This is a genomic window from Salipaludibacillus agaradhaerens (assembly GCF_002019735.1).
Classification (GTDB): domain Bacteria; phylum Bacillota; class Bacilli; order Bacillales; family Salisediminibacteriaceae; genus Salipaludibacillus; species Salipaludibacillus agaradhaerens.
The window spans coordinates 440,880-467,778 of record NZ_KV917378.1; the positions used below are offsets into that span (position 1 = coordinate 440,880).

Sequence of the window (26,899 nt, forward strand, 5' to 3'; positions counted from 1 at the left end):
AAATAAATAAAAAACGATAGACGGATCTCCTTATGATAGTTAATGTGAATAGTAAAAAAGAGGCTGGGACATAACGGTCTCTAAACAGAAAAAAACGCTTCCGATTATCAAAAATGATAGTCGGAAGCGTTTTGTATGATTATAAAACGGTTTGTGTGCTGTTCTGGCGGTATACTTCCTCAAGTTCACCGCCATAAGTGCGAACCCTATTTCATTTTGAACCTTGTATTTACCTCTCACCGATATCCGGGTGAAACGCAAATTAGCCTTCAGAAATCTGAAGACTGGCTCTACATCCACTTTACGTTTGCCGTAGATATCACCTGTTTTCGTTTCCGAAAGCACTTCTCGAATATAGGCGTTTTGGTTCTCCCATTTCTCATTATAATAGACTTTCCGATTTTTTCCCTCTTTGGCCTTTGTGCATTGTAGACGTAAGGGACACCCGCCACAATCTTCACATTCATACACTTTAAACGTGCGTTGAAACCCGGCTTTATCTTTTTTCTTGCACCAATACTGAAATGTCACGTTCTTACCGTTTGGAAAGGTAAATGTGCCGCTCTCCTGATCATATGGCAACGTAAAGAAGCCTTTTTCAATTCTGTTCAAAAAAGGGATAAAAGTCCGGGTATCAGTAGGATTTGGGAAGATGTCATAAGCGAGCGCGTACTGTCCCTCAGTCGCAATTTGCAGATTATAGCCGGCTTTCAGTTGACCATTCTTCATGTAGTCATCTTTCGTGCGCATAAACGTCGCGTCATGATCTGTCTTGGAGTAACTGTTTCGCTCTCCCAGGATTGCAAGGTCTCGCTTATACTTTTGTTTACGGGCCACAAAATCCTTGAACCTTTTACGGTACTGTTTGGGAGTTTTCCGTTCTGATCGGAGTTGTTTTCGCACCTTTGTATCTTTAGATGCTTCAATCTGATTACCATATTCTTCAATGCGTTCGTCCAGTTTCTCGACGATCTCATCCAGCTCTTCGGTAGACAGTTCATCTAAGTTATCCTGTTCAATGGCAGGCAAAATATCTTGTTCCAGGAGCTCCTTATAGAGCTGATTGGATTTCTCCACTAAACCGGCGCTGTATCTTTCAACGGATCTTTTCCAGACAAACGTAAATTTATTGGCATTGGCTTCAATCTTTGTACCATCAATAAAAATAGCGTCGTTATCAATCATTTCTTTTTGAACAAGCTGAGATCTGAATTGAACAAAACACTGGCGAAGCAAATCCACCACATCAGGATCAACTCTGAACCGATTAATGGTCCGATAACTTGGTTCATACCCTTGAGCCAGCCACATCATGCGTATACTGTCTTTTAATAAAGCTTCAATTTTTCTTCCGGAAAACACAGACTGGGTATACGCACACAAAATGATTTTCAACATCATCTTCGGATGATAAGCTGGATAGCCCGTCTTACGATAAAAACAATTAAAAGTCAGGAATAGACTCCACCAAATCATTCACTGCAAAAGCAATATCATTTTCCTGTAATTTATAGGCTAAATCTATCGGCAAAATGACTTGATTCATGTTATAATCTTTAAACATAAAGATACCTCCGATTCTGTTTGGTTGTGGTGACTTTAACTTTATCAGAAGGTATCCTTTTTGTGTACATAATTATAATTTTTATTTAAACCCGTTGATTGTCAAAAACACGAGACGCCTGCGGGAAAAGCAAGAGCTGAAGATCCATCGGGGGTGATCTTCCCCCGATTAGCTGAAGCCTTGCCCGCGGCAAGCGAGTGACAATTTGGACAAGCAACCTATATTAATCAATTTAGATATAAAAAATGGCTCTCACAAAAGTGAGGGCCATTTTTATTTACTGGGTTTTGTCCCAGCCCCTCTTCATGATTTTATTATTAGCGTGGGAATATCGGGAAGTATTTATTCTTTCATTTGTTTTAAAGCCTTATAATCTTGAACGAAAGATGAATAGGAACTTTCTTCCGAAAAAGAAAATTGGTTATTGACGATAAATTCTCCAAATGTTAAGAATCCCTCTATTATTGCTTTCGAATACTCGTCTTTAGGAATTGTATTTGAAATTTGATTGTCTTTACTTGAGGTATTATTAATACAAAATGTAAATCCTGAGTTATTAGTTAATATCTTAACTTCATATAAGGAATCTAAAATTGATATTTCATACTCTTTATTTCCTGGTGTTAATATAGGTTCAACTAATGTTTGCCATGTAAATAACAAATCTGTTGTTTCCATGTTTTCGGTTAGGATAACTTCAGAGTTGCATTCTAATCTGATTGCTCCTTCTAGATAATCGTGGTCATTTTCATCTAAGGTTTGATCCACTAAATTGGAAGATAATTGATTATCAATTGATAGAAAAGTAGTCTCGTTAGCTATCTTGATATTTGTATCCTTGATCAAAGTTTCAATCTTTAGCATATTATCACCTCATTAAACTGGATATGCTGATTTTACATACCCATCTTTCCCTATATTTACTTTATATTTTACACCATTCATGGTATTGTAAATATTAACATATTTTCCTTTTTAAGAGTATTTTCAATGGTAGTTTTATTACTGTTAATGACATTAGTAACAATGTTTTTTACTTGATTGACACTTAAACTAGGATCAAACATTGATTTCCCACTTTTCCCTGTCCAAATTGGAGGTTCAATGAATGCAATAATTGTGTGTATAATGTAGAGTACAGTCCACCGGTACCTTTACATAAAAATGCTCCTTATATCAACGGTCTTAAAATAAAGGTCTAATGTTTTTATTTATATAAAGTAAAAATAAGTAATTTATAAGGAGATTTAAAATGGATAATGAGCAGTTGAAAATTTTTGATGAGGATAGAAATGAAATAGGTGTTGCTTCTCGTGGAGAGGTTCATAAATTGGGATATTGGCATGAAACATTTCATTGCTGGTTTACCACTAATGAAGAAGGGATAGATTATATTTACTTTCAGATTCGAAGTAGTGAGAAACAGGACTATCCTAATCTTCTTGATATAACAGCTAGCTGGCCATTTATTAGCAGATGAAACAATTTGCGATGGGATTAGAGAGGTACAAGAAGAGACTGGCATAAAAGTATCTTTCGATGAACTTATTGGGTTAGGTGTTATTAAATATTGTATTGAAAGAGATTGTTTTATAGATAAAGAGTTTGCCAATGTTTTTCTTTACCAAAGTAAAAATACATTTAATGATTTCAAAGTTCAAAGAGATGAAGTTTTAGGCATTGTCAGAGCTCAATTCAAAGAATTTTTTCAGTTTTGTTTACAAGAAAAAGAAGACATTAGAATCGAAGGGTTTGAACTAAATAAGAGTGGAAGAAAGGCTCCGATTGATAAGTTAGTAAATAAGAATTATTTTGTGCCGCATGAGAATGCATTTTATGAAAAGGTAGCTAAATTGATCAGAAAAACTCTGAACCTTTAAATAATATATTATAAAAGTTTGTCTTTTTACGAGGTTATAAAAAATTATTATTTCTAGGATTTTTCCTATATCAAATACAGGAAGCTGAAATAAAGAGCCAGTCATATTAAGGCGGATAACACACAATGTACAAGGTCAATGATTTAGGATGTTGCTAATTAATATAACCGGTTTTTAAAACCCCTTCTCAAACTAGATAAAATTTTTACAGGGTTATTCATATAGTGAGCTTTATTCTACTATCTAATACTATACGTAGACCTAGCCCTGCCTCTTATTCAAGGGGCTTTTTTACATAATTAGAAAAATAGTTGAACTTATGAAATAATAGTTTATAATTATATATGAAAGCGGTTTCGTAAATGAAAATCCTGGTGACAGCTGCGAACGCTTTTAATCATCTTAGAATTACATAAACGATTTTATTGTTTACTAATGCGCCTTAGTTAGCTAGTTAGTAGACAAAATCTAGTAAGGTAGAGGAGGGGTTAGATGATAAGAAAAAGAGAATAGTTATATGCCATTAGAAAAGCGTTTAATTGTTCGATATAGAGTGTCCATAGCCATTTTTGAAATAATGAAGCTCTATTTAATATACTATGGTTTGCAGGAAAAGTTAGTCTATGACAGGGAAAAAGTGATTAAGCTTTTGATAAAGAAGACGGACACTTATCTAGAGAAGTTCTAGTAATGTAGAGGTTATTCTGCAAATGAAGGACTTATGGAAAAGTGTAGAAGTATAAAAAAGAAAGTGAAAAAAGCGATAGGCTAGCATCATGAATAATCTTAACTAATTATAGAGAAATGCTTTAGCAATACAAACTATATTTAGGAGTGATTAAAATTAACAAGACTATTAAAATCCTTATGTTGACGTTACTAATGATGTCTTTCGCGGGTGCGGCATATGCACATAATCCAGTAACAGATGAAGAAGTCTATCATTCGTTTAACAGTCATGATTGGCAAAACTGGAATATGTCTGATGGTTGGAAAAATGATGATTACTTTTTCGGGTGTCATTGGAGCCAGAACAGAGTTAACTTTTATGGTGGCCAAATGGAGTTGTCACTGCGTACAAACTATTCATATGCACCTCCTTATAACTATGAATGTGCGGAGTATACGACCAATAATTTTTATGGATATGGATTATACGAGGTATCTATGAAACCAGCAAAGGTATCAGGGGTCATTTCTTCTTTCTTCACGTATACAGGGCCTTCCTATAATGGCGCTCCTTGGGATGAGATTGACATTGAGTTTTTAGGAAACGACACGACTAAGGTTCAATTCAATTATTACACGGACGGCGTAGGAGGGAATGAAATACTTTACGACTTAGGATTCGATGCAGCAGATAGTTATAATACGTACGCGTTCGATTGGCAAGAAAATTATATTAATTGGTATGTTAATGGCCAGCTTGTTGCCACAGCAACGGAAAACATACCTAGTAATCCTAGTAAAATTATGATGAACATTTGGAATACGTATGGTATTGACGAGTGGGCAGGAAGGTATTACGGAGAGGACGCCAATGCTTCATATAATTGGGTTCGCTATACACCTAACCGTTAAGAACGACAAAACGCAATAGCTGTTGATTCTAAACATGTATGTTATTGTCGTGGCTCAAGGGAAGTTGACTCTAAAAGTGGAGTCGATCTAGTGAGAGATTAAATCAAACGTGGTATTAATGCGTATACTGTTTCAGCAACGCTTATAAAAAATTGTATGGGCTTAAGCAACAGCTTGTTCATGAAATAAACAAATTTTACTTCACGTCAGATGGCTTTAAGGAAGAACCAAAGCCCATTATATTTAAAAAGAGTGGTACTCAGCAACTTAAGCTAAGTATCACTCTTTTTTTGGATTAATAATATCCCAATTTCCGACGTTTTTGAAGCAATTAATGAAGAATTTATTACGGATGTCAATGTCTCTATCGACTCATAGGCAAACTGATCTCTGTGTCTTAATTAAGGGGCTACATAATTAGGGGAAAGTTCAACTTATGGAATAACACGAGCATTGCATGGATAATGTAATTTTCAGTCTAATAATTCTAGTTGTTTAGAGCCAAAGAAGGGAAGATATGGACGGGTTACCTTTTACTTAAAGGAACATTAAATCTAGATAACATTAGTGACAAAAAAAGTGAAATCCTAGTGGGAAAGGCTCGCCATTAATAAAAACCTCGTTTACGTCTTTTTTAAACTTTTCATCTGTAGATAAGAAGTCTTGTCAATAATCGAGTCATTAGCAAAAGGAAAATAAGCGGAATTTTTTCGGTTAAATTCATGAAAAAGCCCATTTTGGGGAATATAGGAGGAAATTTTCCGATTATACAAAGAAAAATGATCTATTTCTCAGATTTTCCGAGTTATTAGCGGAATTTCTCCGTCTATTTAAGCTAATGTCATAGGTAATTAACCATTTAAGAGAATATATTCCGTCTATTTCTTAGGTCGGGTTCTTAACCTGATCCCCAAACTATGTGAAGGAATCCTCATTGATCCCAGAGGCCGGAACTAAGGGTAGACTGGTCCAGGTCATCCCTGAACAATCGGCCTATCACTTGCTGAACTTTTTTGGTTATATGAGAAGCTGGACAAGCATGCCTTAATGGGTATTGTCGTCGCACTAGGATAATTGTAAAATAATCACCAAATTGACGTAGCCACCTTTAATTGGGGATTTATCTTTTTGGCTTTAATACTAAGAAGTTTGGCTCTGAAATTCCAAATAACATTTATGCAATACTAATGATGAAAGAATAGTTTATAATTGTCTTTAAAAGCGTTTTGTCCAGTCAGTGAAGAGGTGATAATGTTTAGACTTCAATAAGTCAATGGGCAAGTGGGTGTAGATGCAAACACATGTATCAAGTATTTATAAGTGCTAGACGCTATAATTGTGAAAGGATATTTACATAATGGACAACTTTACCCTTAAAAGAGTCAGTGAAAATGATAAAGCGCTAATTAACAACATTGCAAACATTCATGAAAATTTGCCAGCAGCGTGGATAGATAACTATCATGTTTCCAGTGAAGACATCAACAAAACAGTTGAACAGCTTTCCGCGAAACGATCAGCTAACAGCCTATTTTGTTCAATCATAGAAAAGAACAGCAACATGATGTCTTATATTTGGGCAGAAGTTAATCCTAAAGATGCCAAGCAAGTCGATATCATATCGTTATGGACAGATGAGGCACACAGAGGGCAAGGGTATGCAAAACGGTTAAAAGTTGAACTAGAACGGTGGGCGTTGAATGAAGTGAAGGCCACATCACTCCATCCGGTAGTAAGTACAAAGAACAGTCAGATGATCAAGTTGAATGAAGGCCTTGGTTATCACACACGTTACGTACGGATGTACAAAGATTTATAATAGTTATACACGGCTTCATTTTTAAATTAATCTAGATATCTATAGACTTGTACGTGAGTGGAAATTAATGAATATTAACCAAGTGATTCAGTATCAATTAATAAATTGGAGGTAAGGGCAATGGCAGATATTAAATTTGAAATTGTAAAACATATCGGTGAATTATCGGAGTCTCCGAAGGGCTGGAAGAAGGAACTCAACTTAATCAGCTGGAATAATCGTGAGCCGAAATATGACGTCCGCGAATGGTCCCCAGATCATCAAAAAATGGGGAAAGGTCTCACGTTCACAGAAGAAGAATTGAAAACGTTCCGTAGCTTATTAAATGATTTATAAAAAAGCAACAAAGTGAGTTGTGCATGTAAAACATCTCACTTTGTTGCTTTTTTTGTGACGTATTCGATGAAAATGAAATGCGTAATGAAGGTCAATCAATTTCATGAAGTTTTTCATATTTTTAATAAGGTGTAAATGACCCTTTTAATTTCTTTTTATATCGTTCGAGTTTTGTAATTTTTTTAAAAGTAATAAAAGAACAAATAGTAACAATTATAAGCATCCATTCATGTTCTTCTCCTCTATTATCGATAATGCTTTTCAAAATAATCTCTCCTTCGCCTATTATTCATCAGATCTTTTAAAGGTTGAGTGAAGACTGGGAGATCAGCGAACTCTTCGATTAAACTTGCGACCATTTAACGAGAACCAAGTTAACAGCTTCTAAAGTCTATAAGTTGAAGTATATCATTAATGGCACTGGAACGGTTTATTTAAAATAGCGATTATTTTTAAAAATAAAGTAAACTTTTTTCGGATGTTATACGTCTAAGTATACAAAAGAGTGATGATCATTTAAGCATATGGTTTACATCTTTTTTTGCCAGTTGATGAGCGTTTATTTCCTAAATGATATTTCCCGGGGAAGCGCATAATACTTGTTTTTTCGAGAGGGAGATGCACAATTATTTTCAAACTTACAGAATGAAATCTGTTGAATTTGTTAAATTATGTCGAATAGTGTAAAAGGATTGATCTTTTAAGGAATATTTCATATATTTATCATGAAGGGTTTTTTATGCTTCATGATATGGTAAAGGGAGAGAAGACAACAATGGCAAAGCTATTTCTTTGTTTATTTTTCGTCGTTATTGGCACGACTTTCGTGTTTCTTCAATAAAAATAGGTTATTACACTAGTACATGTTGAGCTCGGTGCACATAAGTTGATATTGACTCTATATATAAAGGAGGATATCACATGTTTCATCGCCCGTGTTTAAAACCACAAGTGTTAGCAACACAGTTTTGCCCACCAAAATGTAACGTGCGGAAAATCAATTGCGATTATATTGTACCAGTTGTACACCCTAGCCATACGACAAACCTAGTAAACCATCGCTATAATTTCCATCACAGCTACCCGCACACAGAATCAACGGTGAATCGTATTTTTAACCAGTCTTTTAATGTGGGACCAGGTCCTGGCGTGGCAGGAGCTCAAGCAGGCCCTTGGGGACCAGCACAACCACGTCCTTTTTGGTAAAGATCTGTGAAAAGTTGCGAATCGGCTATGATGGCTGATTCGCTTTTTCTCTAGTATGATTTCAGGAGGCATCGCATAAATGTATGATGTACTAGCCATTTCTGGTTACAGACCACATGAAATTGGTGTATTTAATGAAAAACATGACCAATTACCTTATTTGAAGAAAGCACTGACGAAAAAAATAGGTCAATTGATAGAAGAATATGACGTTAAATGGATTCTGACGAGTGGCCAATCTGGTGTTGAATTATGGTCAGCTGAATCATGTATCCACTTGAAAAAAATGTATCCCCATATTCAATTAGCTACTATCGCCCCTTTTCATAATCAGGAAGAACGTTATGCGGAGGCGACTAAAAGTCTTTATGAAACAGTGTGGAATGAAAGCGATTATTGCGATTTTATAACAAAAAGACCCTATGATAGTCCAGCGCAATTGAGATTAAAAAATCAATTTATCGTGGATAAAAGTGATGCGGCGCTCATACTGTATGATGAAGGGACTGAGGGAACGCCTAAATATTTTCAGGAAGAAGCAGTCAAAAAACAAGCCCAAACAGACTATCCTGTCTTTTACTTAACCCCGGACGATATTGAAGAAATGGTACGAGATGAGATCAATAATGAGAGCTGGAATTGACAAGAAAGCGGTATTCTGAAAGAATAAAAGATAAACGAAGTACATATGAGGTGACTACTGTGGATAAAAAACAAGTTTCCCGACTGACTAAAAATGAAATATATGAAAAAGATTTTAAAACAAGTATGCGAGGTTATAATCAAGACGAAGTGGATCAATTTCTTGACGATATAATTAAAGATTACGAGTCCTTTGAAAACCGTATCCAAACTCTTGAACAAGAAAATGAGCGATTAAAGAAAGAAACCGTGTCATTAAGCGAAAAAACGAGAACTCAAGCGCCGACTCAACCGACAACTGGGAATACTAATTACGATATTTTACGCCGCCTTTCCAACTTGGAAAAACACGTTTTTGGCAGTAAACTTTACGATTAAGAAGGTCCTCACGAGTGATTGAAGTCTACATTGATGGTGCAAGTGCAGGAGATCCAGGCTTGTCAGGAGCAGGCGTGTTTATTAAAGGGAATGGTTATTTGTTAAGGCATGCTTTTCCGTTGCCGTCTATGTCTAACCATGAAGCTGAATTTCATGCTTGTTTAAAAGGGTTAGAGGTTTGTAAAGAGCATGATTTTTCCATTATTTCAATTCGATCCGATTCAAAGGTTGTCGTTGATGCGATCGAGAAGAGATATGTGAAAAACGTCCTTTATAGAGGGCTTTTAGCAGATATTCTGAAACAAATGGAGAACGAGTTTGACTATGCTTTTATTAAGTGGATTCCGTCTAAATCGAATAAAGAAGCAGACCAATTAGCAAGACAAGGTGTTAGACAATCTTTGTCTAAAAATACCAATTGATTTTGTGATAGACATTATGATAGAATAGATCATGTTGTCTTACATGGTACAACAACCATTTGTGTCTGGGTAATCGCTGCACTGGTAACAGTGTAGAGGAAAGTCCATGCTCACACAATCTGAGAGTGATTGTAGTGTTCGTGCCTGACGAATTCATAAGTCAGGGTAGTCTGGGAATCAGGCTAACGGCAGGAGGCTTGCCTAAGTTAGTGTTTACTAATAAGGTAAGTGCACCTTGAAAGTGCCACAGTGACGTAGTCTGTCTGGAAACGGACAGAGTGGAACGCGGTAAACCCCACGAGTGAGAAACCCAAAAACATGGTAGGGGCATCTTTGCGAAGGAAATGAACGGAGCAAAGGACAGATATCGTTCTGTAGACAGATGATTACCACCTTAGTACGAGGGTGACTCCCGTTTGTAGTGCAAAGGTACAGAACATGGCTTACGAAGCACAAATGGTGTCTATTATTTAATGAACAACCTCACGTGGTGAATACACCTCGTGGGGTTTTTACGTTATCCCATTAAATGAAGCGCTGAGAGAAACGTATGCGCCCAAGGAAAAGACGTTTTTAATTCTGTGTGAGTTCCTGTATACTTAACTGGGGATTAGCAAGTACATAATAAGCTACGGAAGCTCTATTGGCTTTTAATACTGCTCATGCGTGACGTGATTTAATATGAATCCTTATTCATGCTAATAACATAAACTTTTTACAGAAAGAAGGGGTTTTTTTGACTAAAATAAAATTGATTGCTACAGCCGCCATGGGTTTAGAGGCAATTGTTGCAAAGGAAGTACGTGATTTAGGCTATGAAAATGTCACTGTTGAAAATGGTAAAGTGATATTTGAAGCAGAGCCATCTGCTATTGCTCGTACAAATTTATGGCTTAGAACTGCTGATCGCGTCAAAATATTAGTAGGTGAGTTTCGGGTAGAAAGCTTTGAAGAATTATTTGAACAGACGAAAGCTTTACCGTGGGCAGACTTTATTTCAGAAGATGCTGAATTCCCAGTGATTGGACGTTCAGTTAAGTCAAAGCTATACAGTGTGCCTGATTGCCAAGCCATTGTAAAGAAAGCGGTCGTAGAGAGCTTAAAACAAAGTCATGCAGTGACATGGTTTGAAGAAAAAGGCGCCTTACAGCGCATTGAAGTGGCCATACATAAAGATATCGCGAGTCTCACCATTGACACGAGTGGCACAGGATTACATAAAAGGGGTTATCGTTATTTACACAATGAAGCCCCTTTGAAAGAAACATTGGCAGCGGCCATGATTCAGCTCACACATTGGGAACCGAATAAGCCGTTTTATGATCCGTTTTGTGGGTCAGGAACGTTGCCTATTGAAGCAGCCATGATCGGTCAAAATATTGCACCTGGTATTAATCGTTCTTTCGCTTTTGAGGAATGGCACTGGTTTGATAAGGTGTGGTATGACAGAGCATTAGAAGAAGCGGAAGATCTAGCTAAATATGATCAACCACTTCACATTCTAGGTGGAGATATCGATCATAAAATGATTGAACTGGCAAACAATAATGCCATTGAAGCTGGCTTCCCTGATTTAATTTCCTTTAAACAGATGCAAGTGAAAGATTTTACAACGAGTGAAGAGCAAGGTGTTATAGTCGGTAACCCGCCTTATGGTGAACGTATGAATGAAAAGCGGCATGTGGAGCAATTGTATAGGGACATGGGTAATACGCTTAGACCATTATCAACTTGGTCGGTTTATATCATAACGTCACATCCCTATTTTGAGAAGCTGTACGGTGCTGAGGCTACCAAAAAGCGTAAATTGTATAACGGAAATATTAAAACGAACTATTTCCAATATTGGGGCAAGCGTTCTGCCAGATAGTCAGACAATCTGAATATGGCTTGTTAACTAGCCATGAAACACGTCTTTAGTCCCGGTATAGTTTATTTGAAACGGCCATATACTATGTATAACTGTTTCAATGAAAGGGTGAAGAACGTGACAGAAGATTACAATGAAATCGAACAGGTAGAATTAGCCATACAGGCGGCAGAAAGAATGGTAGGACAAGCAACGATGAGTATGGATGCGACTCAGCTACAAAATGCCACTCAAGCTTTAGATGAAGCTAAGCAAAAACTTGAAGAGGCAAAAATAATTAATTTGAATCATGACCATTGGGAGTATTCAAATAGTCGACTTAACCGCCTTTCCCATCAAGTTGAAAACGCAAAAGATTGAATCCTTTTAAAATACGTTATTCAGTAGTCTTATAACAAATAAAAACGAAAATAGGTCATCCCCCTTGTCTTCTCAAAAACAACCAACGTATAATGAAAGAGACGATGGGGGTGACTGAATGACTAAAGCTATAACAGATAAATTCTCACGACCTCTTAGAGACTTACGTATTTCTGTCACAGACAGATGTAATTTCCGTTGTCGCTACTGTATGCCTTCGGAAATTTTCGATAAGTATTTTAAGTTCTTGCCGAAAAATGATATTTTGACATTTGAAGAGATTACTAGACTCGCAAGCGTCTTAGCAAATAGAGGCGGCGTAAAAAAACTGCGTATTACTGGTGGGGAACCTTTAATGCGTCAAAACCTTTCAACCCTCATCAGCATGTTACATGAGATTGAAGGCATTGACGATATCGCTATGACGACGAACGGTGTTTTTTTGCCGAAATATGCTGAAGAGCTGAAACTGGCTGGTTTAAAACGGGTCACAATCAGTTTAGATTCTTTAAACGATCACACATTTATGGCCATTAACGATAGAGGAATTGGTGTTCATAAAGTGCTTGAAGGGATTGAAGCAGCTCGTCAGGCAGGGCTCGATGTGAAAATAAATATGGTGGTAAAGCGTGGCATGAATGAGGAAGATATTCTTCCAATGGCACATTTTTTTAAAGACACTTCTATTATTCTCCGCTACATTGAATATATGGATGTGGGCAATTCAAATGGGTGGACGTTAGACCATGTTATTAGTAAACAAGAGATATTTAACATGATAAACAAAGAGCTTCCTTTAGAGCCAGTGGAACCCAACTATGTTGGGGAAGTGGCTGATCGCTTTAGATTTAAAGACAATGGGCAAGAGATTGGCATTATATCATCTGTAACAGATGCTTTTTGTGCTAGTTGCTCCCGAGCCCGTTTATCCGCCGATGGTAAGCTAGTGACATGTTTATTTTCTAGTGGCGGCCATGATGTGCGAGACGTGCTACGTTCAGGTGCTACGGATGAGGAGTTAGCTGCCTTTGTTAAAGATATCTGGGAAAAGCGAGATGATCGCTACTCAGAAGAACGGTTAAAGCATACCAATAAACAGCAGCTTAAGAAAATAGAAATGTCACATATAGGCGGATGATGAATAAAACGGGAAGAGTGTAGACTTTTCCCGTTTTATTGTGGATTTATGACACTGCCTATTCGGTTATTTTCAAACGTCACTTCATTATAATCGTCATGATAATCAATGGTCATCCCATCGAAATACCACATATCATCCTGATGAATACAGAAGATAATGTCCTGTTTTTCCATACTCGTATATTCAATGTCTGGTTTGCCTTTATACAGCCCAGCAGAGAAACCGCCCGATCCAACGCCTCCAACTCGGACATAAAAGGATAATGAATCCCCTTTATTTAAATTTAATTCTTTTTTGTAAAAAGCCGCAGCTTGTTCAGTTATTGTAAATGTCATGGCATACACATCCTTTCTTGCGCTTTATACCTACTTTTATTATAACCAATCTTCTTCGTCTTTTTAAAGACATGAGCCTTCCTTATGGGGTGCATTTTTTCAATGGAAACGGTATGATAAAACGGATAGATATTACATTATTCATATTTTGCTGAAAGGGGATAAGCAAGAATGCCAACCACATTAACGTTAGAAGAAGAATTTATGAATTACGTCAAGAAGATGGGACACTACAGAGAGGCTGCTAGTCTCATCGCTTGGGACCTGAGAACTGGGGCGCCAAAAAAAGGGGTATCACAACGCTCTGAAGTTCTTGGTTCACTTTCTTCGCAATTTTTTAATATGTCAGTGTCTGAAGAGATGCAACATTTTTTAACAGAACTTCGTAAAGACGAAGAATGGGGAAGTCTTCACGAAGTAACCCAAAAGACCGTTAAAGAATGTGAAAAACAGTTAAGTAAGTTTAAAAATATTCCTCCAGAAGAGTATAAAGCGTATGTTATTTTAACGTCACAAGCTGAGTCCGCATGGGAGAAAGTTAAAAAGGATGGGGACTTTGAGGCATTTAAACCTTATTTAGAAAAAATAGTGGCTTACAACCGTAAATATACGGAGTGGAAAGGGTATGAAGGGAACAAGTACAATGCGCTGCTAGACGATTATGAACCAGGCTTAACAGTGGATATTATTGATGACGTTTTCGGTAAATTAAAATCGGCGCTCGTTCCCCTTTTAAAAGAGGTAGTGGACGCATCTAATCAACCAGAGACAGCTTTTCTCTTTAACTTTTTTCCAGAAGAAAAGCAAGCGGCGTTCAGTCGTCATATTTTAGAGAAAATGGGTTATGATTTTGATGCCGGTAGGTTAGATAAGACGGTCCACCCTTTTGCTATCGGTTTAAACCCTCATGATGTGCGCGTGACCACAAAGTATGATGAGCACGATTTCCGCACAGCTGTTTTTGGCACGATCCATGAAGGTGGTCATGCCCTTTATGAACAAAATATTGCTGAGAAATTGATTAATACACCCCTATGCACGGGTACATCGATGGGCATCCACGAATCCCAATCATTATTTTGGGAGAATTTCGTAGGCCGTCATTTTGCTTTTTGGGAACATAACTATGAAACCTTAAAAACATTTTCTGACGGTCAGTTTGATACAGTTAGTTTAGAGGACTTTTACCGGGGGATTAATGTTGCTGGTCCTTCACTCATTCGAATTGAAGCAGATGAAATGAGTTACTCATTGCATATTATCTTACGTTATGAGCTTGAGAAAGCATTAATTAATGGTGAATTAGAAGTGTCTGATCTTCCGAAAGCATGGAATAACAAAATGAAAGAGTTATTTGGCATTGAACCTGCCCATGATGGCGAGGGTGTACTACAAGATGTCCATTGGCCAGGAGGGATGTTCGGCTACTTCCCATCTTATGCCCTCGGTTATATTTATGCCGCTCAATTAAAAAACGCCATGCTAAATGATATACCTGATTTCGACAAGTTGCTTCTTAAAGGCGAGTTAACCCCTATCAAGGAGTGGTTAACTACCCATATACATCAATATGGTAAAAGTAAGGAACCGCTCGAACTTTTACATGAAGCAACGGGTGAAAAATTGAACCCTGATCATCTTATTACCTATCTACAGGAAAAGTATCGGCGTGTTTATGGTATTAAAAAATAACGAACTAATTGGCATGGAAGCTGTTAAAAGCGTTAGTTTACGTCTAAATGCGGTGTCATCATCATGTGTGATTGATTAATATGACTGTCTGCTTCCTGTTTCTTATTTCAGTCACAATTACAGAGAAAATGGTGAAGCGATACAAACATTTTTATAATGAAGAGTGTCTGTTATTGATAGAAGTATTTTAATGGTGTTAAATAGCTATAAATGAAGAAGGTGTGCGACTCTTACTATAAGGGTCGCACACGTTCATATATAGAATACGGTACACTGGGGGTATTTACATACACATATATAGCCTTTTATAACGTGATTGAATGCTTTGCCACTAAATCTCGGAGTGCTGGACGAGAGGCACCGTTTTTCCCAGTGACAGCTTCAGCTGTGATAAGGGAGTTTAGGATTGCTTCCTCGGTTGCTTCTCCAACTGCCTTAAAAGGAATGTCTAAATCTTCATCATGGAGAATGTGCATTTTTATTAAGCTGTTCTTTTTATGATGTGGAATTATAGTGGCAGTGGAGAACCCGACGACTACATCACCACTGCCGTTTGCTAAGTTAGCTCCTGTCCGAGATAAACCAGTAACACTTCGTTTGATGACTCTCTGTAGCTGTCGTTGAGAAACTGGCAGGTCGGTAGCTACAATAATGACAATAGAGCCTTTATCTTTCATCATTAAATTTTCTTCTGTTTTATGCAATAGCTCTTTTCCAAGAGGTCGGCCATTCATTGACAAGTCAGGAAGTTGTCCGAAATTTGTTAGTACTAGCACACCTAGAGAGTATGTCCCATAAGGAAGTGGCATTATGCGAGAGGCGGTGCCAATCCCACCTTTTAACGTGTAACAGACCATACCTCTACCAGCACCTACAGAACCTTCAAGAAAGTTAGAAGAAGCTGTTTGAATAGCATCTAATATATCCTGTTTTTGTACGTATTTTTGTCTAATATCGTTTAATTGCATATCATTACATTCACAAACGACCGGATTGACTGTCCCTGTTGTGTTTCCGATTTCTTGATTATGAGTTAACATATACTCTACAAGTCCGTCTGCTGCTACACCTACATTCAATGTATTAGTTAAAATAATGGGTGTCTCAATAGTGCCAAGCTCGTTAAGCTGCATTAAGCCAGTGGATTTGCCATAGCCATTTATAATATAGCTAGCGGCTTTAAATTTATCTAAAAAGATATTTCCCCCATGAGGAATAATAGCGGTAACGCCTGTTTGCATCTGATCATTGGAGAGTGTTTTGTGACCCACTTTAACCCCTTTAACATCCGTAATAGAATTGAGCGCTCCTGGTTCTAATTTCCCGATTTTAATACCATAATCTCTTAGGCGACGTTGGTTTAGCATAGTATGCTCCTTTAAGTTGACTTACCCATGATTTGTTACGTTAGTATGTGCAAAATAGCTCACCCATATTATAAAGAACGCGTTTAATGTTAATGGTCATTTTCTGCATCCGCTATTTCTTCCTGAAGTTCTTCAAGTATTTCAGCACCTGTCTCACCAACCTCTTCTTTATAAATCTCAAACACAGGTTCACTAGCTTCTCTAAAAGCTGCCCGTTCTTCATCATCAAGGGTCGCGAAAGTAATATGACTTTGAGATTTAATAGATTCTAAAGCTGTTTCGTTTCGTTCTTCTTGTATGTTAAGTGATTCTTCGGACAGTTGCGCCACTGTTTCTTCTACTGCTTTTTGAATGTCTTCTGGTAGCTCGTCATAAAAATCAGGATTTATTGCCGTTGTGGTCGCATAAATAGCGTGCCGGGAATCAATTAAATAATCTTGTACTTCAAAAAAATTCATTTCTTCAATGGCGAAAAAAGGATTTTCCTGACCGTCAATCATATTTAATTGTAAGCCACTATAAACTTCCTCATAAGCCATCGGTGTTGGACTTGCCCCGTATGCCTCGTAGGAAGCTAACAATAAAGGGGAAGGTATTGTACGTATCCGAGCACCTCGTAAATCTTCTGGTTGTGAGATATTGACGTTAGCCGTCCATTGTTGAAACCCTTGTGTCCAATAATCGAGAATTAGCATACCATGTTCATTATACACCTCTGTTAATGTGTCTAGTGCTTTACTATTGTTTAAAACATGATGATTGACCTCCATGTCATCAGAAAAAAGAAAGTGGAGGATGAATAATTGATTTTCTGGAACCATAGTCCCTGTATTCCCAGGGGAAATAATGGCCATGTCGATAGCGCCAATTTGTAATTGTTCAGCTTGCTCTGTCGCATCCCCTAATTGGCCAACTGGGTAAATCTCAACTTGTACAGTGTGATTTGTTTTGTTCTCAAGCGTTTTTTTGAAAGCTTCTACATAATCGTGTTGCACACTGTCTGTCGATTCTTCGTGGGCAAACCGAATAATATAATCTGGTCCATCTTCATCAATTTCTGTCTCGGTAAGAGCGTACTCCTTACAAGAAGTTAATAACAAAATAGTAAACAGTAATAGCAGTAGTTTGTTAACCATTTTAATCTCCTCCTGGGTTAGCTGGCATAAATTCTTGATAAATCGTGATAATATCTGGAAAAATAATAAACAAAGCAGACGCAGCTAATAAAATTAAAATATATGGCCAAGTTCCCTTAACAATTTCTGCATATGGACGGTTAAATACGGCGACTGCCGTAAATATATCGACTCCGAATGGTGGGGTAGCTGAACCGATCGCTGCTTGCAACGTAATAATGACCCCTAGCGCAATTGGATCAACTCCCGCTGTTTCAGCCACAGGGAAAAAGATAGGTGTGAGTATCAGAATTACCACGAGTGGATCTACAAACATACATCCTATGAAAAAGGCGACGGCTACGACGATGAGCACATACGTAGCAGAAGGCTCTGATCCGAAAACTGATGCAATAATTCCCGACGGCAATTTTGCATAAGAGAGGATCCATGACATGGATGTGCCTGCAGCTACAAGAATAAAAACGGCTGCAGTTACAATGGCAGATGATTCGGCTATTCTAGGAATCCCCTTTATTTTAATCGTTTTAAAAACAAACACTTCTAAAATAAATGCATATGCAACGCTGACAGCAGCAGCTTCTGTTGGGCTAAAAAATCCTGAATAGATACCACCGATAATAAGTATAGGAAAGCCAAGTGGAAGTAAAGCTTTTCGAAAAGCATATAGACGTTCTTGCCAAGTAGCTTTATGATCACTTCCGACTAGATTTTGATGTTTTGCTAATAGATAGCTATAAACGGAAAACATAAGGAAAATAATGATTCCTGGTAAAATACCTGCAATAAATAGTTCCCCGACAGACGTACCGGTTACAACTGCATACATTATCATTGCTAAACTAGGAGGAATCATGAGAGCTAAATCACTTGCATTAATAATGAGTGGAATGGCTTGTTTTTCTTTATAACCGCTTTCTAACAACTTTTTTCTCATCGGTGTGCCCACAGCAGCAACGGTAGCTTGTGTAGAACCAGAAATAGAGCCGAAAAGTGTGCATGCTGCCGCAGTTGTAATCGCATAGCCTCCTCGCAAATGACCAAGAAAGCTACCTATGAAATCCAGGAGCCGTTGTGATGTTTTTCCTGCAGACATGATATCCGCTGCAAATATAAACATAGGGACCGCTAGCAATACGAAGGAGTCAAGACCTGCATAATATTGCTGTACTAACACGACAGGGTCCACTTCTGGAAAATACACCCACATGACAACGAGGGGAGCGACAATCATTGGTACCATCATAGGGTAACCTATTAATAGAAGTCCGAATAAGATAACTAGTAATAGCCAAATCAAGATTGACCACCTTCTTTATTCATGATTTTTTCTGTTCCTTCGTGAATACTATGCTTTCTAACATTTCTAAAAAAAGTTCTAACATACTGAATACTGGTTAAAAAGAATCCGATAGGCATCACAGCCACAAGGAAATACATAGGAATTCTTAGGGCAGGTGTCACACGCTGCAGATCGGCAACGGTGAACATAAATAAAAATGATAAGTAAGTTAGATAACCCATAAGGATTGCTGTTGTGACAGTGATGACACTCATCACGATTTTCCGAGATTTATAGGGCATCCATTCTAAGAGAGCTGTCATGCTCAAATGCCTGCCATGGCGCGCTGCGTAGCTTAAACCGATGAACGTAACAATAAGTACGAAAAATTGCGCTAGCTCTTCAGCAAATGCCCAACTAGAGTTGAAAATCGTTCTGCTTAGGACATTTCCAAGCAAAATTACCGTCATCATTATAATTGAATAGCTTATAATAATTTTTTCACTTTTTGCAAAAAGATCATCTAGGCGTTGAAACATTGGTATCCTCCCTTTCTTCATTTCACACACATACCCGTTGAATATGGGATTAAACCTATGACTTAAAATCTAGGAATAAAGACTGGTAAACTTATTTTGACGTAGATTTCTGCTGTGTTTGAGTGTAGTATTTAAGTTAGATGTCAGACAACTAAATGTCAAAAGGGGAGAGGCTAAATGGATCGAATTGCAGTACTAACTAGTGGAGGAGACGCTCCAGGTATGAATGCAGCCATTAGAGCAGTCGTTAGGGCAGCAGTTGTGTTTGATATGCAGATATATGGGGTATATCGCGGATTTCATGGCCTTATTGAAGGCGATTTCATAGAAATGGATGCCTCCTCAGTAGGAGATATCATTCATAAAGGGGGAACTATTTTAAAGTCTTCCAGATCTGAAGAATTTAAGACAAAAGAAGGAAGAATGAAAGCGTTGTCTAATTTGGAGGAGAAAGGGATTGATGGTTTAGTCGTCATTGGCGGTGATGGCTCTTTTCAAGGAGCTAAAGAATTGAGTGATATGGGAATTAAAACGATAGGCCTTCCAGGAACGATTGATAATGACCTTCATTATACAGATTACACGATTGGTTTTGACACCGCTGTCAATACAGTTTTAGAAGCTGTTACAAAAATAAGAGATACGTCTACCTCGCATGAAAAAGCGACGATCATCGAGGTGATGGGTAGAAACTGCGGAGATATTGCGCTTTATGCAGGCTTAGCCGGAGGAGCAGAAAGCATCATTATCCCTGAAGATCCCATCTCAACTGATCACGTTATCACTAAATTAAAAGCAGGAAAGGCAAGAGGTAAACAGCATCAAATTATTATGCTTGCTGAAGGAGCAGGTCAAGCAGCTGATTTACAGAAAGTATTACTAGAAAAAGCTAAAATGAATGCAAGAATCACCGTGCTAGGTTTTATTCAACGTGGTGGAGACCCGACGTCTTTCGATCGTATTTTAGCAAGTAAAATGGGCATAAAAGCAGTTGAATTACTGAGGGCAGGGGAAACAAATAAAGTCGTCGGGATAAAAAATAACGCCCTTTTTCATATGGATATTAGTGAGTCGCTAACAGCATCACGCTTATTTGATCACGATATGATTAAAATGACGGAGATTTTATCTATCTAACGTCTCTAAATTAAACCTTCAAGGAATATGAAAAGCTTCCTGTAATAAGGGGTTATTTGTACGTTTTTAGAAGGCTATGGAGCTAACTATGAACTCAAACTTTGTAAAACGAACTATCCTCGAAGCAGTCATAAGTGCCAAAAATGCATTGATTATCAGACTATACTAAAAGAAGGTGTCACAATTTGACACCTTCTTTTCTTATATAAGTCGTTAATAATGCGTTATTAACGATATATTTAACGTATAGCATCAACCCAGCCAAATCGAATAGCTTTTACCGTAGCATCTGTTCGATCATTTGCCTTCATCTTTTTTAGTAATGCACTAATAATTGATGAGATGGTGGAGCGGGCAAAATGAAGTTTAGTAGCGATCTCTGAATTGCTGAGTCCATCTAGTAATAATTGAAGGACTTGGCGGTCACGCTCATTCAAAGGAATCGTGATCTTCTTCTCATTTAAAATGAATCTTTTAATAGGTGTCGTATAAGATTTTTTATTTTCAATAGCAATACTTAAATCGCGGTGCAAACTCGTTTCAAGGAATACACCATTTTTCATAATAGCGTCCATCACGTGATGGCTGTGATTTTTTAAGAAATCTAAAGATACAAGTCCGTTCAAAGGTAATGATAAATAGCTTAAAATCTCATGCTCAACCGGTGATTTCACAACAAGAACTGTCGGTGAATCAGGTGTGTTTAATTGAAGTTGTTTAAGAGACGCAAACGTTTTCTCATCATAGCCTTCAACCATTACAAAGATCCAATTTTTCTTATTATTTACAGCTAATCCTGCGACCTTATTCATATAATTTGTTTCTAACCATCCACTAATAGCATTCATAACTTGTTGTGGAAATAAATTCTTCGGGTCAGTAAACATAACATTATAATGCATCGTTTTCAGGAGCTTCTCATTTGTACTGAACATAGTTATTTTCCCCCTCTTTGATAATCAGCAGTTTTATATCAAAATCTATACACCCCATTGTTCAGTTAAGGTCATAATCAACTAACCAAGAAGTGACTTTTTAAGACCATGGTTTGTATAGTAACTTTAAAACTATGATTATAGTGTTTTTTTGAAAAATATGTTAGTAGATTAAAGCTGAAACTCCTGCGACTTAAGATCTATTATTAAGTGAATATTACTATAATTTTGTGTGAAAATCAATGGATTTTGTCGAAAAAAGTCACTATAGTGAAAAATACAACTAAATATAAGTCTTTAGTCATGGTTTCGAAGATTTTAAAAACGTGAATAGGTATGTGTAAACAGCCTGATTTTTAAGGGTTTTTATTAGTTGGAGGGATATAACATGACAGAAGAACGCTATATAAGATATGAAAAAATATTATTCGACAAAAAAAGAGAATTAGAAAAGGTCTTAGACAATGAAAAGACTGAGACGTTAGATAAAAGTGAAGAACTATCTGGAACTCCGAATCATCCAGGGGACCAAGGTACTCAAATGTATGACAAACAAATAGATGAAGGATTAACACACCATGCTTCAGAGAAAATAGATGACATTAAGAAAGCTCTTAAGGCGATAGAAGAGGGGACTTATGGACAATGTGCCGTTTGCGGTCGTGATATTCCTTATGAGCGTCTCGAAGTCATACCAGAAACTCGGTATTGTATGGATCACGCAGAGGATCAAAAAAGATCAAGGGAACGACCTGTTGAAGAAGGTGTGACCACGCCTTTATCACAAAATGCACATTCTTATAAAGAGTCGTTAAGAAAAGACACGTGGGAGGCCGTTGAGGAACAGGGTACGTCAAATACACCTTCAGACTACGATGACTCAACTTATTGATGTGAATGGGTCATTGTACAACAAAAAGTAAAAAGGAAGAGGGTGGTGCGACTAAATGTCTGCTTAGAACCACTCACTTCCTTCTACAATATAAATAATATCTATTTAACGCATGACACTCCCGCCCGAAATTTTCATTGATTCACCGACAATATTAGTGGCTGCTGGACTTAACAAAAATAAAATACTATTAGCTACTTCTTCAGGCTCTGTTATTCGCCCTGAAGGTAAAGTTTTCGTAATGAGGGAAAGTTGATCTTCATACGTACGATTCGCTTTCTTCGCTTTTTTAGCTATTATATCCTTGGCCATTTCAGTATTCACAAAGCCCGGACATACAGCATTGACTCTTATGTTATGCTCAATAGCTTCCAAAGCAAAAGAGTGCGTAAAACCAATCAATGCAAATTTAGAAGCACTATAAGCGGTATTACCGTATGTACCACGGAGACCAGAAAGTGAGCTGACGTTTACAATAGCCCCTGTTTGGTGGGGTTTCATCTGTTTGTAAACTAGCTGAGTGAGTAAAACTGTTGCAGTATAATTTAGTTCCATTATTTGACGAATGTCATTCTCCGATGTATTTTCTAATGTATCTCCACCGCTTATACCAGCGGAGTTCACTAGGCCGTGGATTACACCATGATGTTTTTCAGCTTCTTTAACGATATGCTCACGATCTTTAGGTTCTGTTATATCAGCCCGTATGACTAATACCTTTTCTTCCGGTACACCTTCATTTAAACACTTATTCTTTATAGTGGAAAGCTTATGTTCATTTCGACCAGTCATCGAGATGTTCGCGCCATATTTTGCAGCTAGAATGGCGGTTTTTTCACCGATTCCTCCTGAAGCCCCCGTTATAAGAATATGCTTATTTCGAAATAATTCTTCATTAAAAATCATCGTATTCCTCCCTTAAAGATAATGATGCCAATGGTACAGACACTATCATCTGAGCTACTAAATTTTTTCCCTAAAACGAGTAAAATAAACGCGAGTGGAAAACGAGATAAAGGGAATAATAGCGATAATAGAGCGTTAAAGGAGAGACGATGATTGAATGGAAAACACTTGGGTGAAAGAAACATGTCTTATTAATGATATGGCAATTTATTGTGAACATGCTATCAAACGAAATAAACCACCACTTTTATTACTGCATGGATTTATGTCATCCACGTATACATTTCATAAGATCTTTCCCGTGCTTCAGGAATATTTCTCAGTTGTGGCGGTGGATTTGCCAGGATTTGGCCGCAGTGAAAAATCAACCTCTTTTATTTATAGTTATCACCACTATGGCATGCTAGTCAATGATATTCTAACCTATTTTAACTTACAGAATGTGATAGTAGTGGGTCATTCAATGGGGGGACAAATTGCATTAAATCTTGCTAAGATTGTACCTTGTAATATTAATAAGCTTATCTTAATTGGGTGTTCAGGGTATTTAAAACGATCCAGAAAGCGCCTCATTTACTGTAGCTATATCCCCTTTTTTGATAAGTTAATGGCACTCTATATTAACAAACATGGTGTTGCATCAGGGTTAAAGAACGTGTTTTACGATCAGTCATTTATTACTAACAGTCATATCGAAGAATTTGGACGGCCACTTAAAGATAAAAAAATGTATAAAAGTCTCGTAAGATTGATTCGTCATCGAGAGGGTGATTTAATCGGGAGAGATTTGAATAAGATCGATCTTCCTGTGTTATTAATCTGGGGACGTGAAGATCGAGTGGTCCCCGTAAATGTTGGATATAGACTTGCAAACGATCTGCCAAACTGCGACTTAAAAGTGTATGAAAAAGCAGGGCACCTTATTACAGAAGAACGTCCCGATAAAGTATGCGAGGCTATTTTATCATACGCGATATAAGGATAATAACCCCCATTAAACGATGAAGAAGATTGTTAAGGAATTGTTAGTATCCTGTGTGATTTTAAGAAAAAAGATTTAAGTTCTCTCAATATTAGATTCACATTCATTTGCTATATTACCTGTGAGAAGTGATTTACATTCTACTGTCACGGGAGGCTGATTCATGCGAATAGCAATTTTTTCGGATACGTATGTCCCTGAAGTTAATGGTGTGGCAAGGACATTAAAAAGACTAGCGGACTATCTAACTGAAAGGGAAATAGACTATAAGCTTTTTGTTCCTGAGACACTTGAGTCTACAGCCCCTAAAACGCCAACGATCGAAAGGTTTAGAAGTATTCCGTTTATGTTATATCGCGAATGTCGCCTGGCTTTTCCAAATATCGTTCAATTAAAACAGTCAGTAGAAGCGTTTAATCCTGACATTATTCATGTAGCTACACCATTTAATCTTGGTCTTTTCGCTCATCATTTTGGTAAAAAGCATCACATTCCTATGGTAGCCTCTTATCATACACACTTTGATGATTATTTATCCTATTATCATTTAGATTTTTTAGAAAAATGGTTATGGAAATATATGAAATGGTTTCATCGACCATTTGAGAAAGTATATGTACCTTCTGAAAGTACAAAGGCAAAGTTGGCTTTCCACGATTTCCATTCCAATATAGATATTTGGGGAAGAGGAGTGGATCACGACTTTTTTACCCCGCAAAAACGTTCAACCCTCATTAAGAAAAACTACGGCATTACTGAGAAAAATATTATACTGTATGCTGGTAGAATAGCTCCCGAAAAAGACATTGAAACGGTTATTAAAACGTATTTTAATCTGCCGAAATCACTCTTTAAAAATACACATCTTATTATGGCAGGTGACGGTCCGTTATTATCAGAACTAAAAGAAAAATATTACAAAGAAATCACGTTTACTGGTTTCGCGAATAGTGATCAATTAGCAGAATTATATGCTTCGGCGGATATCTTTATGTTTCCATCAGCTACTGAGACGTTCGGTAATGTCGTTTTGGAAGCTCTCTCTTCTGGATTGCCAGTAATTGGTGCTGATAAAGGAGGGACGAAGCATTTAGTTTCTGATAGAAGAACAGGCTATTTATGTTCTCCTGGGGATGTGGCTTCCTTTACGAAAGCTTGCACTGAAATCTTAACTAATACAAACTTAAAGGCATATATGGGACGGCAAGCTCGTATACAGGCAATGGCGTATTCATGGGAAGATATATTCACAAAGCTAATGGCGAGTTATTCGATTGTAGTAGAACAAAAGAGAAAAGCAACGGCATAAATTCAAAGAGTGATGGTGAATTTGAGTAGAGGATTTAAGACATGATTAACAATCAGTGGGAAAAGTACGAAAAGTCCACAGATTGAAAAAGATGAAAAAGTGACTAGCATTTCACTGCATGTCGATGAGAGACAAAACGAGTGTGTATGATGATGAGCGTGAAGAACTGTATATACGCATATACTTGTACTTTCAATACGAACCTAATAAAAGATGCCGCTTATTTAAAAAAGCGGCATCTTTTATTACTATATGAAGATTTAAGAAGCTTATCTAACACGTCACTACTAGCTCATCATTTCGTATTGATGCGTTTTTTCTTAAGGACAAAATGGATAATCATATAAACGAAATACAATATAATAGCGAAGATAATCCAATTTGAATATTCAATCGATGCATTAAACCTTGTCACATAGAGCAAAGATATAAGAAGAAGTGTTGTAAGGATGGCATATTTTGGGATAGGGATTCCTTTGAGACTAGGAATCTTGAGCCTACTCACCATTAGGACACATAATAATGTATAAACAGCTGACAGAGCAGCGTCTGGAACCGCGAAGCTGAATAATGTTAATAATGCAATGATTCCACCTGCTGCAGTAATCGGGACCCCGGTAAAATACCTCTTAACTGAAGTCTCTTCATCGATATTAAACCGAGCTAATCGAATAGCCCCAAAGACAGGGAACATACCTGTGATTAACATACCTATCATTCCCATACTGGCAAAGGTTGTGCCAAATATGAGAATGGCAGGAGCCACCCCGAATGTAATAATATCTGCAAGAGAATCCATTTCTTTACCGAAAGCTGTTTCAGCATTCAACTTTCGTGCTAACCATCCGTCCATGCTATCCAACATCATGCCGATTAAAATAAAAATAGCGGCATTTTGGTAGTGGCCTACAAACGAAGAACTGATTGATAGAAATCCGAAGATTAAATTAGTAATCGTAATAGCATTAGGTAATTGTCTAATCAGCATTTTATCACACCTTCATCATTACCGAATTTTTTAGGTTTTTCAGTAATGGTAATTTATAAATGACTCACGATAATGATTATAGCGCTCTATGAAGCGTTAGACAATTATTTTATCATAGATAAGCGTCCGTAAACCTCCCGGCTCAAAATGAAAAAGAAGAGAGCTAATTCTATTTAGGCGGGAGATAACGGGCGCTAATC

At 37.3% G+C, this 26,899-nt stretch carries 25 protein-coding genes, 1 other RNA gene and 1 pseudogene; 17 read left to right on the top strand and 10 right to left on the bottom strand.

Annotated features, from left to right (window positions below; genetic code table 11):
• Positions 1 to 39: 39 nt before the first annotated feature.
• A pseudogene (locus BK581_RS02110) lies at positions 40 to 1,564 on the bottom strand (transposase).
• 342 nt (positions 1,565 to 1,906) lie between these two features.
• Positions 1,907 to 2,428 carry a hypothetical protein gene (locus BK581_RS02115; protein WP_078576605.1) on the bottom strand — a complete coding sequence of 174 codons (522 nt, stop codon included), beginning with the start codon at positions 2,426 to 2,428 and terminating at the stop codon, positions 1,907 to 1,909.
• Positions 2,429 to 2,816: 388 nt separating this feature from the next.
• Between BK581_RS02115 and BK581_RS20500 the strand changes: the two genes are divergently transcribed.
• The 12 genes from BK581_RS20500 to moaA all read left to right on the top strand — a co-directional run bounded on the left by BK581_RS20500 (position 2,817) and on the right by moaA (position 13,196).
• Positions 2,817 to 3,044: an NUDIX hydrolase gene (locus BK581_RS20500; RefSeq protein ID WP_322788404.1), complete on the top strand. Its 228-nt coding sequence runs from the start codon at positions 2,817 to 2,819 to the stop codon at positions 3,042 to 3,044.
• Between the two features lie 1,282 nt (positions 3,045 to 4,326).
• Positions 4,327 to 5,025, top strand: a complete 699-nt coding sequence (locus BK581_RS02125; RefSeq protein ID WP_078579822.1) for a family 16 glycosylhydrolase — start codon at positions 4,327 to 4,329, stop codon at positions 5,023 to 5,025.
• A gap of 1,357 nt (positions 5,026 to 6,382) precedes the next feature.
• On the top strand, positions 6,383 to 6,844 hold the full coding sequence (locus BK581_RS02130; RefSeq protein WP_078576606.1) for a GNAT family N-acetyltransferase: 462 nt from the start codon (positions 6,383 to 6,385) through the stop codon (positions 6,842 to 6,844).
• Positions 6,845 to 6,964: 120 nt separating this feature from the next.
• Positions 6,965 to 7,180, top strand: a complete 216-nt coding sequence (locus BK581_RS02135) for a YdbC family protein (protein WP_078576607.1) — start codon at positions 6,965 to 6,967, stop codon at positions 7,178 to 7,180.
• A 921-nt stretch (positions 7,181 to 8,101) separates the two neighbouring features.
• Positions 8,102 to 8,386, top strand: coding sequence for a CotD family spore coat protein (locus tag BK581_RS02140; protein WP_078576608.1), 285 nt, complete (start codon positions 8,102 to 8,104; stop codon positions 8,384 to 8,386).
• A 79-nt stretch (positions 8,387 to 8,465) separates the two neighbouring features.
• Complete coding sequence (locus tag BK581_RS02145) at positions 8,466 to 9,029, top strand: SLOG family protein (RefSeq protein WP_078576609.1); 564 nt, start codon at positions 8,466 to 8,468, stop codon at positions 9,027 to 9,029.
• 59 nt (positions 9,030 to 9,088) lie between these two features.
• Positions 9,089 to 9,406 (top strand): cell division regulator GpsB, encoded by a 318-nt coding sequence (gpsB, locus tag BK581_RS02150; protein ID WP_078579823.1) that lies wholly within the window; start codon positions 9,089 to 9,091, stop codon positions 9,404 to 9,406.
• A 14-nt stretch (positions 9,407 to 9,420) separates the two neighbouring features.
• The gene (locus tag BK581_RS02155) at positions 9,421 to 9,828 is read left to right on the top strand and encodes a reverse transcriptase-like protein (protein WP_078576610.1); all 408 of its coding nucleotides are present in this window, start codon (positions 9,421 to 9,423) and stop codon (positions 9,826 to 9,828) included.
• A gap of 61 nt (positions 9,829 to 9,889) precedes the next feature.
• Positions 9,890 to 10,279, top strand: an RNA gene (gene rnpB / locus BK581_RS02160) — RNase P RNA component class B.
• A 285-nt stretch (positions 10,280 to 10,564) separates the two neighbouring features.
• The gene (locus BK581_RS02165; protein WP_095995519.1) at positions 10,565 to 11,698 is read left to right on the top strand and encodes a THUMP domain-containing class I SAM-dependent RNA methyltransferase; all 1,134 of its coding nucleotides are present in this window, start codon (positions 10,565 to 10,567) and stop codon (positions 11,696 to 11,698) included.
• Between the two features lie 117 nt (positions 11,699 to 11,815).
• Complete coding sequence (locus tag BK581_RS02170) at positions 11,816 to 12,058, top strand: DUF2564 family protein (RefSeq protein ID WP_169837486.1); 243 nt, start codon at positions 11,816 to 11,818, stop codon at positions 12,056 to 12,058.
• 118 nt (positions 12,059 to 12,176) lie between these two features.
• Positions 12,177 to 13,196 carry a GTP 3',8-cyclase MoaA gene (gene moaA / locus BK581_RS02175; protein ID WP_078576612.1) on the top strand — a complete coding sequence of 340 codons (1,020 nt, stop codon included), beginning with the start codon at positions 12,177 to 12,179 and terminating at the stop codon, positions 13,194 to 13,196.
• A gap of 35 nt (positions 13,197 to 13,231) precedes the next feature.
• Here the strand turns inward: moaA and BK581_RS02180 are convergent, their stop codons facing one another.
• Entirely contained in the window at positions 13,232 to 13,534 is a 303-nt protein-coding gene (locus BK581_RS02180) for an iron-sulfur cluster biosynthesis family protein (RefSeq protein ID WP_078576613.1), read from the bottom strand.
• 171 nt (positions 13,535 to 13,705) lie between these two features.
• On the opposite strand from BK581_RS02180, the gene BK581_RS02185 reads away from it, so the two are divergent.
• Positions 13,706 to 15,226 carry a carboxypeptidase M32 gene (locus BK581_RS02185; protein ID WP_078576614.1) on the top strand — a complete coding sequence of 507 codons (1,521 nt, stop codon included), beginning with the start codon at positions 13,706 to 13,708 and terminating at the stop codon, positions 15,224 to 15,226.
• A 305-nt stretch (positions 15,227 to 15,531) separates the two neighbouring features.
• Here the strand turns inward: BK581_RS02185 and BK581_RS02190 are convergent, their stop codons facing one another.
• The 4 genes from BK581_RS02190 to BK581_RS02205 all read right to left on the bottom strand — a co-directional run bounded on the left by BK581_RS02190 (position 15,532) and on the right by BK581_RS02205 (position 19,550).
• On the bottom strand, positions 15,532 to 16,593 hold the full coding sequence (locus BK581_RS02190; protein ID WP_078576615.1) for a DmpA family aminopeptidase: 1,062 nt from the start codon (positions 16,591 to 16,593) through the stop codon (positions 15,532 to 15,534).
• Between the two features lie 89 nt (positions 16,594 to 16,682).
• Positions 16,683 to 17,729, bottom strand: coding sequence for a DctP family TRAP transporter solute-binding subunit (locus BK581_RS02195; RefSeq protein ID WP_078576616.1), 1,047 nt, complete (start codon positions 17,727 to 17,729; stop codon positions 16,683 to 16,685).
• 1 nt (position 17,730) lies between these two features.
• A complete protein-coding gene (locus BK581_RS02200; protein ID WP_078576617.1) occupies positions 17,731 to 19,029 on the bottom strand; it encodes a TRAP transporter large permease in 1,299 nt (432 codons plus the stop codon).
• Positions 19,026 to 19,550 carry a TRAP transporter small permease gene (locus tag BK581_RS02205; RefSeq protein WP_169837488.1) on the bottom strand — a complete coding sequence of 175 codons (525 nt, stop codon included), beginning with the start codon at positions 19,548 to 19,550 and terminating at the stop codon, positions 19,026 to 19,028. Before BK581_RS02205 ends, BK581_RS02200 begins: the two co-directional genes overlap by 4 nt.
• A gap of 177 nt (positions 19,551 to 19,727) precedes the next feature.
• Between BK581_RS02205 and pfkA the strand changes: the two genes are divergently transcribed.
• Positions 19,728 to 20,687, top strand: coding sequence for a 6-phosphofructokinase (pfkA, locus tag BK581_RS02210; RefSeq protein ID WP_078576619.1), 960 nt, complete (start codon positions 19,728 to 19,730; stop codon positions 20,685 to 20,687).
• A 239-nt stretch (positions 20,688 to 20,926) separates the two neighbouring features.
• Here the strand turns inward: pfkA and BK581_RS02215 are convergent, their stop codons facing one another.
• On the bottom strand, positions 20,927 to 21,622 hold the full coding sequence (locus tag BK581_RS02215; RefSeq protein ID WP_078576620.1) for a response regulator transcription factor: 696 nt from the start codon (positions 21,620 to 21,622) through the stop codon (positions 20,927 to 20,929).
• 388 nt (positions 21,623 to 22,010) lie between these two features.
• Between BK581_RS02215 and BK581_RS02220 the strand changes: the two genes are divergently transcribed.
• A complete protein-coding gene (locus BK581_RS02220) occupies positions 22,011 to 22,514 on the top strand; it encodes a TraR/DksA C4-type zinc finger protein (RefSeq protein WP_078576621.1) in 504 nt (167 codons plus the stop codon).
• Positions 22,515 to 22,619: 105 nt separating this feature from the next.
• Here the strand turns inward: BK581_RS02220 and BK581_RS02225 are convergent, their stop codons facing one another.
• A complete protein-coding gene (locus BK581_RS02225) occupies positions 22,620 to 23,420 on the bottom strand; it encodes an SDR family NAD(P)-dependent oxidoreductase (RefSeq protein ID WP_078576622.1) in 801 nt (266 codons plus the stop codon).
• 157 nt (positions 23,421 to 23,577) lie between these two features.
• On the opposite strand from BK581_RS02225, the gene BK581_RS02230 reads away from it, so the two are divergent.
• Both BK581_RS02230 and BK581_RS02235 read left to right on the top strand, forming a co-directional pair.
• On the top strand, positions 23,578 to 24,399 hold the full coding sequence (locus BK581_RS02230) for an alpha/beta fold hydrolase (RefSeq protein WP_078576623.1): 822 nt from the start codon (positions 23,578 to 23,580) through the stop codon (positions 24,397 to 24,399).
• A 166-nt stretch (positions 24,400 to 24,565) separates the two neighbouring features.
• Positions 24,566 to 25,711, top strand: a complete 1,146-nt coding sequence (locus BK581_RS02235) for a glycosyltransferase family 4 protein (protein ID WP_078576624.1) — start codon at positions 24,566 to 24,568, stop codon at positions 25,709 to 25,711.
• A gap of 295 nt (positions 25,712 to 26,006) precedes the next feature.
• Here BK581_RS02235 and pssA read toward each other — a convergent pair whose 3' ends face one another.
• Positions 26,007 to 26,699 (bottom strand): CDP-diacylglycerol--serine O-phosphatidyltransferase, encoded by a 693-nt coding sequence (gene pssA / locus BK581_RS02240; protein ID WP_078576625.1) that lies wholly within the window; start codon positions 26,697 to 26,699, stop codon positions 26,007 to 26,009.
• Positions 26,700 to 26,899 lie beyond the last annotated feature (200 nt).